The following is a 13871-nucleotide window of genomic DNA, read 5'->3' on the forward strand; positions in this document are numbered from 1 at the left end:
TGCTGGCAGGAGAGGGGTTTTCTGGTTTCTGAGTAGGTCCTCATTATGTCCGAGCAGTTTCTCTATTTCATTCAGCAGATGTTCAACGGGGTCACCCTCGGGAGCACCTACGCGCTGATCGCCATTGGCTACACCATGGTTTACGGCATTATCGGCATGATCAACTTCGCCCACGGCGAGGTCTATATGATCGGCAGCTATGTCTCTTTTATGGTGATTGCTGCCCTGATGATGATGGGCATTGATACCTCATGGCTCATGATCGCCGCCGGCTTTGTGATGGCAGTGATTATTTCCAGCGCCTATGGCTGGAGCATTGAGCGCGTGGCTTACCGGCCGGTTCGCTCTTCCAAGCGCCTGATTGCGCTGATCTCCGCCATCGGAATGTCCATCTTCCTGCAAAACTACGTCAGCCTCACCCAGGGCTCGCGCGATCTTGCGTTGCCGAGCTTAATTACCGGCCAGTGGACGCTGGGAGAAAGCAATGGTTTCGCGGCCACGCTGTCGACGATGCAGCTGGTGATCTGGGTGGTGACGTTCCTGACCATGCTGGCGCTGACCCTGTTTATTCGCTATTCCCGCATGGGCCGCGCCTGCCGAGCCTGTGCTGAAGACCTGAAGATGGCCAGCCTGCTGGGCATTAATACGGATCGCGTCATTTCGCTGACCTTCGTGATTGGTGCCGCGATGGCGGCGGTGGCCGGCGTGCTGTTAGGCCAGTTTTATGGCTCCATCAACCCCTTTATCGGCTTCATGGCGGGCATGAAAGCCTTTACCGCAGCGGTGCTGGGCGGCATTGGCAGTATTCCCGGCGCGATGATTGGCGGTCTGGTGCTGGGCATTGCTGAAGCCCTGACCTCGGCTTATCTCTCCACGGAATATAAAGATGTGGTGTCGTTTGCCTTACTGATCGTGGTGCTGCTGGTGATGCCGACCGGCATTCTGGGCCGTCCGGAGGTAGAGAAAGTATGAAACGCCTTGGTCTGGTCAATGCGCTGATCTCTACGGTCATGTTGCTGGTTCTGGCTGCGTTCTTTATGGGAATGCGCCTCGATCTGAATGGTACGAAGCTACAGGTGGTCAATGCCGGTAGCGTGCGCTGGAACTGGATATTTATCGGTTGTGCGGTGGTGTTTCTGTTCCAGCTGCTGCGTCCGCTGCTTCAGGGCAAGCTGAAGCGCAGCAGTGGCGGTCTGGTGCTGCCTGGGTTTGATGGTTCCACGCCGAAGCAAAAACTTGTCATGGCGTTAATGATCGCTGCTGCCGTTATCTGGCCTTTTCTGGTCTCGCGCGGCAGCGTTGATATTGCGACGCTGACGCTCATCTACATCATGCTGGGCCTGGGGCTGAACGTGGTGGTTGGGCTATCGGGGCTGCTGGTTCTGGGCTATGGCGGCTTCTATGCCATCGGTGCCTATACCTTTGCTTTGCTCAATCATTACTATGGTTTCGGTTTCTGGCAGAGCCTGCCGCTGGCCGGATTAGTGGCCGCGGCCTTTGGCCTGCTGCTGGGGTTCCCGGTATTGCGGCTACGCGGCGATTATCTGGCTATCGTGACGCTGGGCTTCGGCGAAATCGTCCGTATTCTGCTGCTTAACAATACCGCGATTACAGGGGGACCGAACGGTATTGCCCAGATTCCCAAACCCACTTTCTTCGGCCTGGAGTTCGGCCGCCGCGTCAGTGAAGGGGGATGGGGCACGTTTCACGAGGTCTTTGGCATGAAGTACGATCCCAGCGACAGGGTGATTTTCCTGTATCTGGTGGCGTTACTGTTAGTGGTGTTGACGCTGTTTGTGATTAACCGTCTGCTGCGTATGCCGCTTGGACGGGCCTGGGAAGCACTGCGTGAAGATGAGATTGCCTGTCGCTCGCTGGGCTTAAGCCCGACCCGTATCAAGCTGACTGCCTTTACTATCAGTGCGGCTTTTGCGGGGTTTGCCGGTACGCTGTTTGCCGCGCGCCAGGGATTTGTCAGTCCCGAATCCTTTACCTTCGTTGAATCCGCGTTTGTGCTGGCCATCGTGGTTCTGGGCGGAATGGGATCGCAGTTTGCGGTGATTCTGGCCGCCATTCTGCTGGTGGTGTCGCGTGAACTGATGCGCGACCTCAATGAGTACAGCATGCTGGTCCTCGGTGGGTTGATGGTGCTGATGATGATCTGGCGGCCGCAGGGTTTATTGCCGATGAAGCGTCCACACCTGAAACTCAGGCAGGGTAAACAAGGAGAGCAGGCATGAGTCAGCCTTTATTAGCCGTTGAAGGCCTGATGATGCGCTTCGGCGGTCTGTTAGCCGTAAACAACGTCAAACTGGAACTGCGTCCACAGGAAATCGTGTCGCTTATCGGTCCGAACGGAGCAGGCAAAACCACCGTGTTCAACTGCCTGACAGGTTTCTACAAGCCAACAGGCGGCAGCATTACCTTGCGTGACAAGAATCTGGCTGGTTTATCCGGGCAGAAGATCGCGCGCATGGGGATTGTCCGTACCTTTCAGCATGTGCGCCTGTTCCGCGAAATGACGGTGATAGAAAACCTGCTGGTCGCGCAGCATCAACATCTGAAAAGCGGGGTCTTTTCCGGCCTGATTAAAACGCCCGCCTTTCGCCGCAGTGAAAGCGAGGCGCTGGATCGTGCCGCCACCTGGCTCGAACGCGTCGGGTTGCTGGACATGGCCAACCGCCAGGCCGGTAATCTGGCCTACGGTCAGCAGCGCCGCCTGGAGATCGCCCGCTGCATGGTGACGCGTCCGGAGATTTTAATGCTGGATGAACCGGCCGCCGGGCTTAACCCCAAAGAAACGCACGAGCTTGATGAATTGATTGCCGAGTTACGTGGCGAACATAAGGTTTCCGTTTTATTGATTGAGCACGACATGAAACTGGTCATGGGCATTTCCGATCGTATCTATGTGGTTAATCAGGGAACGCCGCTGGCTAACGGCACGCCGGAAGAGATTCGTAACAATCCGGACGTGATCCGTGCCTATTTAGGAGAGGCGTAATATGGCCATGTTAACCATTGATAACGTCAGTGCGCATTACGGCAAAATTCAGGCCCTGCATGGCGTAAGCCTGCATATCGATCAGGGTGAGATCGTCACGCTGATTGGTGCCAACGGTGCCGGTAAAACCACGCTGCTGGGTACGCTGTGCGGCGAACCGCGCGCCACCAGCGGCACCATTACTTTTGATGGCAAAGCTATTACCGACTGGCAAACGGCGCGCATTATGCGTGAAGCCATTGCCATCGTGCCTGAAGGCCGTCGCGTATTTTCACGTATGACCGTGGAAGAGAATCTGGCGATGGGCGGTTTTTTTGCCAGTCGTCAGCAGTATCTGCAGCGCATCGAACGTGTTTACCAGCTGTTCCCGCGTCTGGCTGAGCGTAAAATTCAGCGGGCAGGCACGATGTCCGGTGGCGAACAGCAGATGCTGGCTATCGGTCGGGCACTGATGAGCCAGCCGCGCCTGTTGTTACTCGATGAGCCTTCTCTGGGCCTGGCGCCGATTATTATTCAGCAAATATTCGATACGATTGAGCAGTTACGCAGCGAAGGCATGACGATTTTCCTGGTCGAGCAAAACGCGAACCAGGCACTGAAACTGGCCGACAGGGGCTACGTACTGGAAAACGGTCACGTGGTGCTGGAGGACAGCGGTGAGGCATTGCTTTCTAACGAGGCCGTGCGCAGCGCGTATCTGGGCGCCTAGCTTTCTGGCCTGACGTTCCTGCCAGGCCAGGATCCGGCAGCGCCCTCCTCGTAAAGGTGTGGGCGCTGTTTCTCAGCGCTGCCTTAGCTGCATTCTTCTGCACTCGCTTGTCGTCATCATGCATTAATCCCGCTTATCCCTGTCATCTTCTGACATTCTGCCGTCATTTTTCCGTCATCTGACTGTTATTTTTCCGTCATTTCCGCGTGTCATGTTACTTCGCGAGCAAAAAATGCGTGATAACGCGCGTACCTACCTGAACAGGAAAATTCTATGTCCGTTGTTACTTTTCGTCGTAGCCTGATGAGCGCACTGCTCGGTCTGGCGATCAGTGGTAATGCACTGGCCGTAACTGAGATCCCTTTCTGGCACTCAATGGAAGGCGAGTTAGGCAAAGAAGTTGACTCACTGGCACAACGTTTTAACCAGGAGCACCCCGACTACAAGATCGTCCCGGTGTATAAAGGGAACTACGAACAGAGTCTGGCGGCAGGTATCGCTGCGGTCCGCACAGGAAAAGCCCCTGCGCTGTTACAGGTTTATGAAGTGGGTACGGCAACCATGATGGCCTCCAAAGCCATCGTGCCGGTGTACCAGGTGTTTAAAGATGCTGGCATCCCAATGGATGAGAAGCAGTTTGTGCCTGCGGTCGCCGGTTACTACAGCAACGCACAAGGCCAACTGATCTCTCAACCCTTCAACAGCTCCACGCCCGTGCTGTACTACAACAAAGACGCGTTTAAAAAAGCGGGCCTGAATCCGGACCAGCCGCCAAAAACCTGGCAGGAACTGGCAAAGGATGCCGACGCGCTGCGTAAGTCAGGCATGAGCTGCGGCTATGCCAGCGGCTGGCAGGGATGGATCCAGATTGAAAACTTCAGTGCCTGGAACGGTCTGCCGGTGGCGACCAAGAACAATGGTTTCGACGGCACTGATGCCGTGCTGGAGTTCAACAAGCCAGCACAGGTTCGTCATATCCAGCTACTGGAAGATATGAACAAGAAAGGTGACTTCACCTATTTTGGTCGTAAAGATGAATCGACCGCCAAGTTCTACAACGGGGATTGTGGTATGACGACGGCCTCATCCGGCTCGCTGGCCGACATCCGTCATTATGCCAAATTCAACTACGGCGTAGGCATGATGCCTTACGATGCGGATATCCCGAATGCGCCACAGAACGCGATTATCGGCGGTGCCAGCCTGTGGGTGATGAAGGGCAAAGATGCTAACACCTACAAAGGTGCAGCGGAATTCATGAAATTCCTCACCGAGCCAAAAATTGCGGCGGAATGGCATCAGAAAACCGGCTACCTGCCGATTACCACTGCGGCATATGAGCTGACGAAGAAAGAAGGCTTCTACGATAAAAATCCAGGCGCGGATATCGCTATTCGCCAGATGATGAACAAGCCACCATTGCCTTACACCAAAGGCATGCGTCTGGGGAATATGCCTCAGATCCGTACCATTCTGGATGAAGAGCTGGAAGGCGTCTGGACCGGCAAGCAGTCACCGCAGGCGGCACTGGATAACGCAGTGAAACGCGGTAACGAACTGCTGCGTCGTTTCGAGCAACAGAACAAGTAATCCGGTGTGCAGGCCAGCTCCGGCTGGCCTTTTTTCCCCAAAGTCAGAGAACGTTATGTCTCCATCTCGCCCGGTGTTTCGCAATCGCCTGTTACCCTATTTGCTGGTGCTCCCGCAGCTCCTGATCACCGCTATTTTCTTTGTCTGGCCAGCGGGTGAAGCGCTGTGGTATTCCCTGCAAAACCTGGATCCCTTCGGTATCTCCAGCACCTTTGTCGGGCTGGATAACTTCAAACGGCTGTTTTCCGATAGCCTCTATCTGGATACCTTCTGGACCACGATCAAGTTCAGCGGGATGGTGGCGTTTTTTGGCATGGTATCGTCTTTGCTCCTGGCGGCACTGGTGGACTATGTCGTGCGGCTGCGCAAGCTGTATCAGATGCTGCTGCTGCTGCCCTACGCCGTGGCGCCGGTTATTGCCGCAGTATTATGGATGTTTCTGTTCAGCCCCGGCCTGGGTTTACTCAGCTATCTGCTTAACCACATGGGCTATAACTGGAACTTTGCCCAAAACAGCGGTCAGGCTATGTTTCTGGTGGTGCTGGCCTCGGTGTGGCAACAGATGAGCTACAACTTCCTGTTCTTTTTTGCTGCATTACAGTCAATACCGAAGTCGCTGGTTGAAGCCGCCGCCATTGATGGCGCGGGGCCGGTGCGCCGCTTCTTCTCGATTTCGCTCCCGTTGATCACGCCGGTAAGCTTCTTTCTGCTGGTGGTCAATCTGATCTATGCCTTCTTCGATACCTTCCCGGTGATTGATGCCGCGACAGGCGGTGGTCCGGTTCAGGCAACGACCACGCTTATCTATAAAATTTACCGGGAAGGCTTCACTGGCCTCGATCTCTCCTCTTCAGCCGCGCAGTCCGTGGTGTTAATGCTGCTGGTGATTGGCCTGACGGTCATTCAGTTCCGTTTTGTTGAGCGTAAGGTGCAATACCAATGATTGAAAACCGTCGCGGGCTGGACATATTCAGCCATGTGGTGCTGGTGTTGGGCATCCTGACCATTCTGTTTCCGCTCTATGTCGCCTTTGTGGCGGCTACGCTGGATAACGACGCCGTGTATAACGTCCCGATGACGCTGATTCCCGGCACGCACCTGTGGGAAAACATTTCGAACATCTGGACGCGCGGGGTTAACGGCAACGGTCCGGCCTTTAGCGTGATGCTGATGAACAGCGTCATCATGGCGCTGGGTATTACGATTGGCAAAATCCTGGTGTCGATTCTGTCGGCCTTTGCGCTGGTGTGGTTCCGCTTTCCACTGCGTTCGCTGTTCTTTTGGATGATCTTTATTACCCTGATGCTGCCGGTTGAGGTGCGCATTTTCCCGACGGTGCAGGTTATCGCCGATCTTAATCTGCTGGACAGCTACAGCGGGCTGACCCTGCCCCTGATGGCCTCAGCTACCGCCACTTTTCTGTTTCGGCAGTTCTTTATGTCGCTACCGGATGAGTTAATCGAAGCGGCGCGCATTGACGGGGCCAGCGCGATGCGTTTTTTCTGGGACATCGTGCTGCCGCTGTCGAAAACTAACCTGGCGGCGCTGTTCGTGATCACCTTTATCTATGGCTGGAACCAGTATCTCTGGCCGCTGTTAATCATTGATAACGCCAACCTGGGCACTGCCGTGGCCGGCATTAAAAGCATGATCTCCACCAGCGGTTCGCCAACCCAGTGGAACGAAGTGATGGCGGCAATGCTGTTAACCCTGATTCCACCGGTGGTGGTGGTATTTGTTATGCAGCGCGCCTTTGTGCGTGGTCTGGTTGAGAGCGAGAAATAAAGATGGCAGGCGTAACCCTTCAGGCGGTGACCAAGTCTTACGACGGTAAAAATCAGATCATCCAACCGCTCAACGTCACGATCAACGACGGTGAGTTTATGGTGATGGTGGGCCCTTCGGGCTGTGGCAAATCCACGCTGTTGCGTATGGTCGCCGGACTGGAGCGGGTGACCTCTGGCGATATCTATATTGCTGATAAACGTGTCACTCATGAAGAGCCAAAAGACCGCGGCATTGCCATGGTGTTCCAAAACTATGCGCTCTATCCTCATATGTCCGTCGAAGAGAACATGGCTTACGGCCTGAAAATCCGCGGCATGGGTAAAGAACATGTTCGTCAACGTGTGCTGGAAGCCGCACGGAGCCTGGAGCTGGATCACCTGCTGACGCGCCGTCCGCGTGAGTTATCGGGTGGGCAGCGCCAGCGCGTGGCCATGGGCCGCGCTATCGTGCGTGAGCCTGCCGTGTTTCTGTTTGATGAGCCCCTCTCTAATCTGGATGCCCGCCTGCGTGTCCAGATGCGCCTGGAGCTTCAGCAGCTGCACCGTCGTCTGCAAACCACCAGCCTGTACGTGACGCACGATCAGGTCGAGGCGATGACGCTGGCACAGCGCGTCATGGTCATGAACAAAGGCATACTGGAGCAGATCGGCACGCCGGTAGAGGTCTATGAACGGCCCGCCAGCCAGTTTGTCGCGTCTTTTATGGGCTCACCGGCCATGAATCTGATCCATGGCAATATCAGCCAGGAGGGGACGCGCTTTACGATTGATGCCTCCCACGGGATAGCCATTGGCGAGGGAAAAGCGAAGTGGGCCAACCGTCCCGTCGTCCTTGGCGTACGACCAGAACATATTCAGATCAGCAGCCAGGCGCAGGGCGGAATTCCGTTCCGGGTGGAAACCCTGGAAATGCTCGGGGCGGATAATCTGGCGCATGGCCGCATCGGCGAGGCACGTTTAGTGGTACGCTTGCCCCACAGCGAGCGCCCTGAAGCAGGCAGTACCTTGTGGCTGCATCTGCCCGTGGGGTCGCTACATTTCTTCGATTCAACGCACGGGAAACGTCTGGAATGAGCAAAAAACAGTGGCCTTATCCGCCCATCGTCGCCCATCGGGGCGGAGGAAAGCTGGCACCGGAAAATACACTTGCGGCAATTGATACGGGCGCCAGATATGGTCACCTGATGATTGAATTCGACGCCAAACTGTCGGCCGATGCGCATATTTTCCTGCTGCATGACGATACGTTAGATCGTACAAGCAACGGCTGGGGCGTAGCGGGTGAACTGCCTTGGGACAAGCTGTCGCAGCTGGATGCGGGCGGCTGGTTTAGCGATGTATTTCAGGGGGAAAAGCTGGCCCGGCTGGATGAGGTCGCCGAGCGCTGTCGCCAGCATGGCATGATGGCCAATATCGAAATTAAACCTACAACAGGAACGGATGCAGAAACCGGGCGCGCCATTGCTCAGGCAGCCGCCGCGCTGTGGCAGGGACAAACGCTGCCATTGCTGTCATCATTTTCCTTTGAGGCGCTGGAAGCCGCGATGCAGGCTGAACCTCAGCTACCGCGTGGGCTGTTATCCCATAGCTGGGACACCGCGTGGAAAGCGAAAACCCGCGCGCTCGACTGCACCTCCATTCATCTCAATCATAAGGTGTTAACCGAGGCGCGGGTGGCAGAACTGAAAGAGGCCGATCTGCATATTCTGGTTTATACCGTAAACAGCCCTGACCGGGCCAGAACGCTGTTGAAATGGGGCGTTGATGCCATCTGTACGGACAGCATCGACATCATCGGCCCCGATTTCCGCTAATACTGACTCTGTTGATTCTGCTGCTGGCCCGGCTGCGATTTAATCACTCGCTGCTGGGCACTGTCTCGTTGTTCCTGCAGTTTACGCTGTAAATCCTGATTCTGACGCTGCTGATCCTGTTGCAGTTTGTTCTGTTGTTGCTGCGACTGGTTGAGCATCTGCGTTTGCATGCGCTGCTGGCTGGGGTTATAGCCGGGTTGATTAGGATTGTTAGTGTTATTCAGCATGTTCGCCATGCCGCTTAACGGCAGCAGGGCGGCAAAAACCATAAGCCACTTTTTCATTTTTATCCTCCAGTAAACGACCGGATGCTGTGTGTGCGTGCCCAAATCGGGTCACGGGGTCGTTATCATAATTCTATGCACGGGTTCAGATTCCTGCTCCAGGAGTGCACTGAATTTGCGTTAATTCTTGATATTCGACTGTGTTTGTAGTCAGTTACATAAAGAATAAAGAAATGTAAATAAAAGTGGAGAGTGGAAACAACATGATGATGCAAGGCAAACTGCGCCAGCTGGGCTGGTCATTATTGATGAGTTTTACTGTTGTGACCGGGGCGGGTGCCGCGCCGGTTCAGGCACCGCCCGTCTCTTATGGTGTCGACAGTGATACCTTTCATCCGGTTAAGGCGCATAACGGTATGGTGGCCTCGGTTGATGCGCTGGCAACCCAGGTTGGGGTGGATATCCTGCGCCAGGGGGGGAACGCCGTGGATGCCGCCGTTGCGGTGGGCTTTGCGCTGGCGGTCACGCATCCGCAGGCGGGCAACCTGGGCGGTGGGGGCTTTATGCTGCTGCGCACGGCATCAGGACAGACCACGGCCATCGATTTCCGTGAAATGGCCCCGGCGGCGGCTTCACGCGATATGTTCCTGGATAAGCAGGGAAATGCCGATAGCAAGCTTTCCCTCACTTCGCACCTGGCCTCAGGTACGCCCGGCACCGTGGCGGGTTTTGCTTTAGCCGTCAATAAATATGGCACGCTGCCGCTCAGCAAGCTGCTGGCGCCTGCTATTAAACTGGCGCGTGACGGTTTTGTCGTCAACGATGCGCTGGCGGATGACCTGAAAACCTACGGTAAGGAAGTGCTGATTACGCATCCCAATAGCAAAGCCATTTTCTATAAGGCTGATGGTACGCCGTGGCAGAAGGGCGACCGTCTGGTGCAAAAAAATCTGGCCCACAGCTTACAACTGATTGCGCAGCAAGGCCCGGATGCCTTCTATAAAGGAAAAATTGCCGATCAAATCGCTGCCGAAATGGCCCAGCATGGCGGGTTAATTAATAAAGCCGATTTAGCAGCCTATCATGCGGTTGAACGTAAGCCCGTCAGCGGCACCTATCGTGGTTATGAGGTGTTTTCCATGCCACCGCCTTCATCGGGCGGCATTCATATCGTGCAGATCCTGAATATCCTGGAAAATTTTGATTTGGGCAAAATGGGCTTCGGCAGCGCGGACGCGATGCAGGTCATGGCGGAAGCGGAGAAGTATGCTTACGCGGACCGTTCCGAATATCTGGGCGATCCGGATTTCGTCAAGGTGCCCTGGCAGGCGCTGACCAGCAAAGCCTATGCGAAGTCACTGGCGCAGCAGATTGATATTGCCAAAGCCCGCCCGTCCAGCGAGATCAAGCCGGGTAAACTGGCCCCTTACGAAAGTAATCAAACTACTCACTTCTCCGTGGTGGACAAAAGTGGCAATGCGGTCGCTGTCACCTACACGCTTAACACCTACTTCGGCAGCGGTATCGTCGCCGGTAACAGCGGCATTCTGATGAATAACCAGATGGATGATTTCTCTGCCAAGCCGGGCACGCCGAATGTTTACGGGTTAGTCGGCGGCGAAGCCAATGCCGTGCAGGCCGGGAAGCGTCCGCTGTCTTCGATGTCACCGACTATCGTGGTGAAAGACGGGAAAACATGGCTGGTAACGGGTAGCCCGGGCGGCAGCCGCATTATCACCACGGTATTGCAGATGGTGGTGAACAGTATTGATTACGGGATGAACGTGGCAGAGGCGACCAACGCGCCGCGCTTCCATCATCAATGGCTGCCCGATCAGCTGCGTGTTGAAAAGGGATTCAGTCCGGATACCTTGCGGTTACTGGAGGCCAAAGGCCAGCATGTGAAAGTGTTGCCGTCGATGGGCAGTACCCAAAGTATTATGATTGGGCCTGACGGTACGCTGTATGGCGCGTCCGATCCGCGCACCGTAGATGACCTGAGCGCAGGTTACTGATGAAAACGGGCAGCCCTTTGGCTGCCCGTAATCTTATGTTTTCAGCCTCGCCATATAATGTGTATCGATCAAGGCACCCTCACGCATGGCGAAGCCTTGCGCGGTGCCTTCAATTCGGAAGCCGAACTTGTGATACAGCGCTATCGCGTTGTCATTGTCGGCAAACACCGTGAGTTCAATGCGCGTAACCTGTAGCCAGTTGTCGCAGAGATCGATCATCGCGGCCATCAGGGCGCTGCCAATCCCGCGACGATGAAACGCCGGATCGACGCCCATCCCCAGGCTGGCACAATGCCGTCGCCGTGCGGCCGTCATTCCCTCAAGCGTAAGTTGCCCAACGACCTGCTCACCGAGACAGGCAACGAGCATATAAACGCCCGCGCGCGGGTTGGCGAGTTTCTGCTCCCACAGCGAGGGGGAAGGATAAGGCAGGTGCAGGGTAGCCGCCTGCGTTTCGGGCTGGCTGTAAAGACGCGTTAATGCGGATGCGTCAGAAGGGATAGCATGACGAATGGTTACCGTGTTCATAGCGCTTATCCTTGTTGGCAGGGTGATAACCCTTTCAACTTCAAGGTATTTACGCATGACGTCAATAAAAGAATGTGCAAAAAGACTTTACAGATGCGAATGATAATGATTATTATTGTCATGCTTTCTCGCGTGTCATCGACACGGTAGAACGCACGACATTGCTCACATTGCTTCCAGTATTATTTAGCCAGCCGGGTGCTGGCTTTTTTTTGCTACCTCTTCCCGCCAGGCCTCCTTCAGCCCCTTTCAACAACCCGTGATTTAATGTTCATAATTTTTGAACAGAGAGGTGAAGTTTTTCAGCTATCAATCTTTTACGCCGGATACCACACTATAAAAAACAGTGAGGAGATTTGAACATGATCTATTTACGTAAAGCTGAAGAACGCGGTCACGCGAATCACGGTTGGCTGGACAGCTGGCATACCTTTTCCTTTGCCAACTATTACGATGCCAATTTTATGGGCTTTTCGGCGTTACGCGTCATTAACGAAGACGTGATCGATCCGGGTCAGGGCTTTGGTACGCATCCCCATAAAGACATGGAAATTCTGACCTATGTGCTGTCAGGTACCGTTGAACATCAGGACAGCATGGGGAATAAAGAACAGATACCGGCAGGCGAATTCCAGATTATGAGTGCCGGTACGGGCGTGCGTCATTCAGAATATAACGCCAGCCAAACCGAACCCCTGCACCTCTACCAAATCTGGATTATTCCAGAAAGCACAGGGATAGAGCCGCGCTACGCTCAGCGCCGTTTTCCCGACGTACAGGGACGCCAGTATATTCTGACGCCTGATGCCCGTGACGGATCGCTCAAAGTCTGGCAGGACATGACGTTGTCGCGCTGGGTATTTGCGGCGGGCGACAGCGACAGCGTGGTACCCGACGCGGGCCGCCGTATCTGGATCCAGGTGGTGAAGGGCCAGGTCAAGGTAAACGGTCAGCCAGCGACAAACAGCGATGCTTTTGCCATCTGGGACGAAAGCAGCCTGGTGCTCGAAGCAGACAGCGCCGCGGAAGTCCTGCTGTTTGATCTGCCGCCGGTATAAGCCTGTTGGGGCGGGCATATCTCGCCCCACTGGCAATCTGGCTGCAAAAAAGTGATAGACTCGTCGTAACTTGCTTTCAGGGCTATCCAGGCGCTTACGATGAAGAAGAAAAGACCGGTTTTACAGGACGTTGCCGATCGTATCGGTATCACCAAAATGACTGTCAGTCGTTATCTGCGTAATCCCGAGCAGGTGTCCGTTGCGCTGGGGAAAAAGATTGCCGTGGCGCTGGATGAACTGGGATACATACCGAATCGTGCCCCGGATATGCTGTCGAATGCGACCAGCCGCGCCATTGGCGTGTTGCTGCCTTCCCTGACCAATCAGGTTTTTGCCGACGTACTGCGTGGCATTGAAGCCGTCACCGATGAGGCCGGTTATCAGACGCTGGTGGCGCACTTTGGCTATAACCCGGAAAAAGAAGAGCGTCAGCTACGGTCGTTGCTGGGCTGGAACATCGACGGCGTTATCCTGACGGAGCGCACCCACACGCCCGGCACGTTGCGCATGCTGGAAGTGGCGGGGATTCCGGTCATTGAAATGATGGACAGCGTTACCCCTTGTCTTGATATGGCGGTCGGCTTTGACAATGTCGAGGCGGCCCGGCAGATGACGCTGGCAATCATCAATAAAGGTCATCGTCATACCGTTTATCTGGGCGCGCGTCTGGATGAGCGAACGCTGCAAAAACAGCGCGGTTATGAAGCCGCCATGCGCGAGGCCGGATTAACGCCGCGCAGCGTGATGATGGAAGAAGCCTCCTCGTTTAGCGCAGGCGGCGATCTGCTGCGTGAAGCGCAGCGCCGTTATCCTCAGACAGACAGCCTGTTCTGTACCAATGACGATCTGGCGGTCGGCGCGATGTTTGAGTGTCAGCGACAGGGACTCAAGGTGCCTTCCCAAATGGCGATTGCCGGTTTCCACGGCCATGATATTAGCCAGGTTGTCACGCCGCAGCTGGCAACGGTACTCACCCCGCGCGACCGAATGGGACGTGAGTCTGCTGCATTATTACTGGCGCGTATCGCCGGGGAACACAGCGTTACACCACCTCTGGATATCGGTTTTGAGATTCTGGAAGGTGGCAGTATCTGATTAACGCGATTTTATGAAGCAGCTCACACTTTAACGCTTTGGGATGT

General features: G+C 55.1%; 14 protein-coding genes. 12 read left to right on the forward strand and 2 right to left on the reverse strand.

Going from position 1 to position 13871, the window contains the following annotated elements:
* Nucleotides 1-45 precede the first annotated feature (45 nt).
* From livH to ugpQ, 9 genes are all read left to right on the forward strand, one after another.
* On the forward strand, nucleotides 46-972 hold the full coding sequence (gene livH, locus NXS97_RS14475) for a high-affinity branched-chain amino acid ABC transporter permease LivH (protein WP_014594805.1): 927 nt from the start codon (nucleotides 46-48) through the stop codon (nucleotides 970-972).
* The gene (locus NXS97_RS14480) at nucleotides 969-2240 is read left to right on the forward strand and encodes a high-affinity branched-chain amino acid ABC transporter permease LivM (RefSeq protein WP_013027555.1); all 1272 of its coding nucleotides are present in this window, start codon (nucleotides 969-971) and stop codon (nucleotides 2238-2240) included. Before livH ends, NXS97_RS14480 begins: the two co-directional genes overlap by 4 nt.
* Nucleotides 2237-3004 carry a high-affinity branched-chain amino acid ABC transporter ATP-binding protein LivG gene (gene livG / locus NXS97_RS14485; RefSeq protein ID WP_116220157.1) on the forward strand — a complete coding sequence of 256 codons (768 nt, stop codon included), beginning with the start codon at nucleotides 2237-2239 and terminating at the stop codon, nucleotides 3002-3004. The genes NXS97_RS14480 and livG overlap by 4 nt, the downstream gene beginning before the upstream one ends.
* Before the next feature lies 1 nt (nucleotide 3005).
* Nucleotides 3006-3713, forward strand: a complete 708-nt coding sequence (gene livF / locus NXS97_RS14490; protein WP_013027553.1) for a high-affinity branched-chain amino acid ABC transporter ATP-binding protein LivF — start codon at nucleotides 3006-3008, stop codon at nucleotides 3711-3713.
* Nucleotides 3714-3986: 273 nt separating this feature from the next.
* The gene (gene ugpB, locus NXS97_RS14495) at nucleotides 3987-5303 is read left to right on the forward strand and encodes a sn-glycerol-3-phosphate ABC transporter substrate-binding protein UgpB (RefSeq protein WP_013027552.1); all 1317 of its coding nucleotides are present in this window, start codon (nucleotides 3987-3989) and stop codon (nucleotides 5301-5303) included.
* A 55-nt stretch (nucleotides 5304-5358) separates the two neighbouring features.
* Nucleotides 5359-6246: a sn-glycerol-3-phosphate ABC transporter permease UgpA gene (ugpA, locus tag NXS97_RS14500; protein WP_014594803.1), complete on the forward strand. Its 888-nt coding sequence runs from the start codon at nucleotides 5359-5361 to the stop codon at nucleotides 6244-6246.
* Nucleotides 6243-7088, forward strand: coding sequence for a sn-glycerol-3-phosphate ABC transporter permease UgpE (gene ugpE, locus NXS97_RS14505; protein WP_013027550.1), 846 nt, complete (start codon nucleotides 6243-6245; stop codon nucleotides 7086-7088). The genes ugpA and ugpE overlap by 4 nt, the downstream gene beginning before the upstream one ends.
* A gap of 2 nt (nucleotides 7089-7090) precedes the next feature.
* Complete coding sequence (locus NXS97_RS14510) at nucleotides 7091-8164, forward strand: sn-glycerol-3-phosphate import ATP-binding protein UgpC (RefSeq protein WP_105087918.1); 1074 nt, start codon at nucleotides 7091-7093, stop codon at nucleotides 8162-8164.
* The gene (gene ugpQ, locus NXS97_RS14515) at nucleotides 8161-8904 is read left to right on the forward strand and encodes a glycerophosphodiester phosphodiesterase (protein ID WP_022622524.1); all 744 of its coding nucleotides are present in this window, start codon (nucleotides 8161-8163) and stop codon (nucleotides 8902-8904) included. Before NXS97_RS14510 ends, ugpQ begins: the two co-directional genes overlap by 4 nt.
* Here the strand turns inward: ugpQ and NXS97_RS14520 are convergent.
* Nucleotides 8901-9188: a DUF2756 domain-containing protein gene (locus NXS97_RS14520; protein WP_014604833.1), complete on the reverse strand. Its 288-nt coding sequence runs from the start codon at nucleotides 9186-9188 to the stop codon at nucleotides 8901-8903. The genes ugpQ and NXS97_RS14520 overlap by 4 nt on opposite strands.
* Nucleotides 9189-9391: 203 nt before the next feature.
* On the opposite strand from NXS97_RS14520, the gene ggt reads away from it, so the two are divergent.
* On the forward strand, nucleotides 9392-11143 hold the full coding sequence (gene ggt, locus NXS97_RS14525) for a gamma-glutamyltransferase (protein WP_028715887.1): 1752 nt from the start codon (nucleotides 9392-9394) through the stop codon (nucleotides 11141-11143).
* Nucleotides 11144-11176: 33 nt separating this feature from the next.
* On the opposite strand, the gene NXS97_RS14530 is transcribed toward ggt, so the two are convergent.
* Nucleotides 11177-11671: a GNAT family N-acetyltransferase gene (locus NXS97_RS14530; protein ID WP_014604835.1), complete on the reverse strand. Its 495-nt coding sequence runs from the start codon at nucleotides 11669-11671 to the stop codon at nucleotides 11177-11179.
* A gap of 362 nt (nucleotides 11672-12033) precedes the next feature.
* On the opposite strand from NXS97_RS14530, the gene NXS97_RS14535 reads away from it, so the two are divergent.
* Entirely contained in the window at nucleotides 12034-12729 is a 696-nt protein-coding gene (locus tag NXS97_RS14535; RefSeq protein ID WP_014594800.1) for a pirin family protein, read from the forward strand.
* Nucleotides 12730-12828: 99 nt separating this feature from the next.
* Nucleotides 12829-13824: a gluconate operon transcriptional repressor GntR gene (gene gntR, locus NXS97_RS14540; protein WP_013027543.1), complete on the forward strand. Its 996-nt coding sequence runs from the start codon at nucleotides 12829-12831 to the stop codon at nucleotides 13822-13824.
* The last annotated feature ends 47 nt before the right edge of the window (nucleotides 13825-13871 follow it).

The organism is Pantoea sp. B623 (assembly GCF_024814475.1).
GTDB lineage: Bacteria > Pseudomonadota > Gammaproteobacteria > Enterobacterales > Enterobacteriaceae > Pantoea > Pantoea ananatis.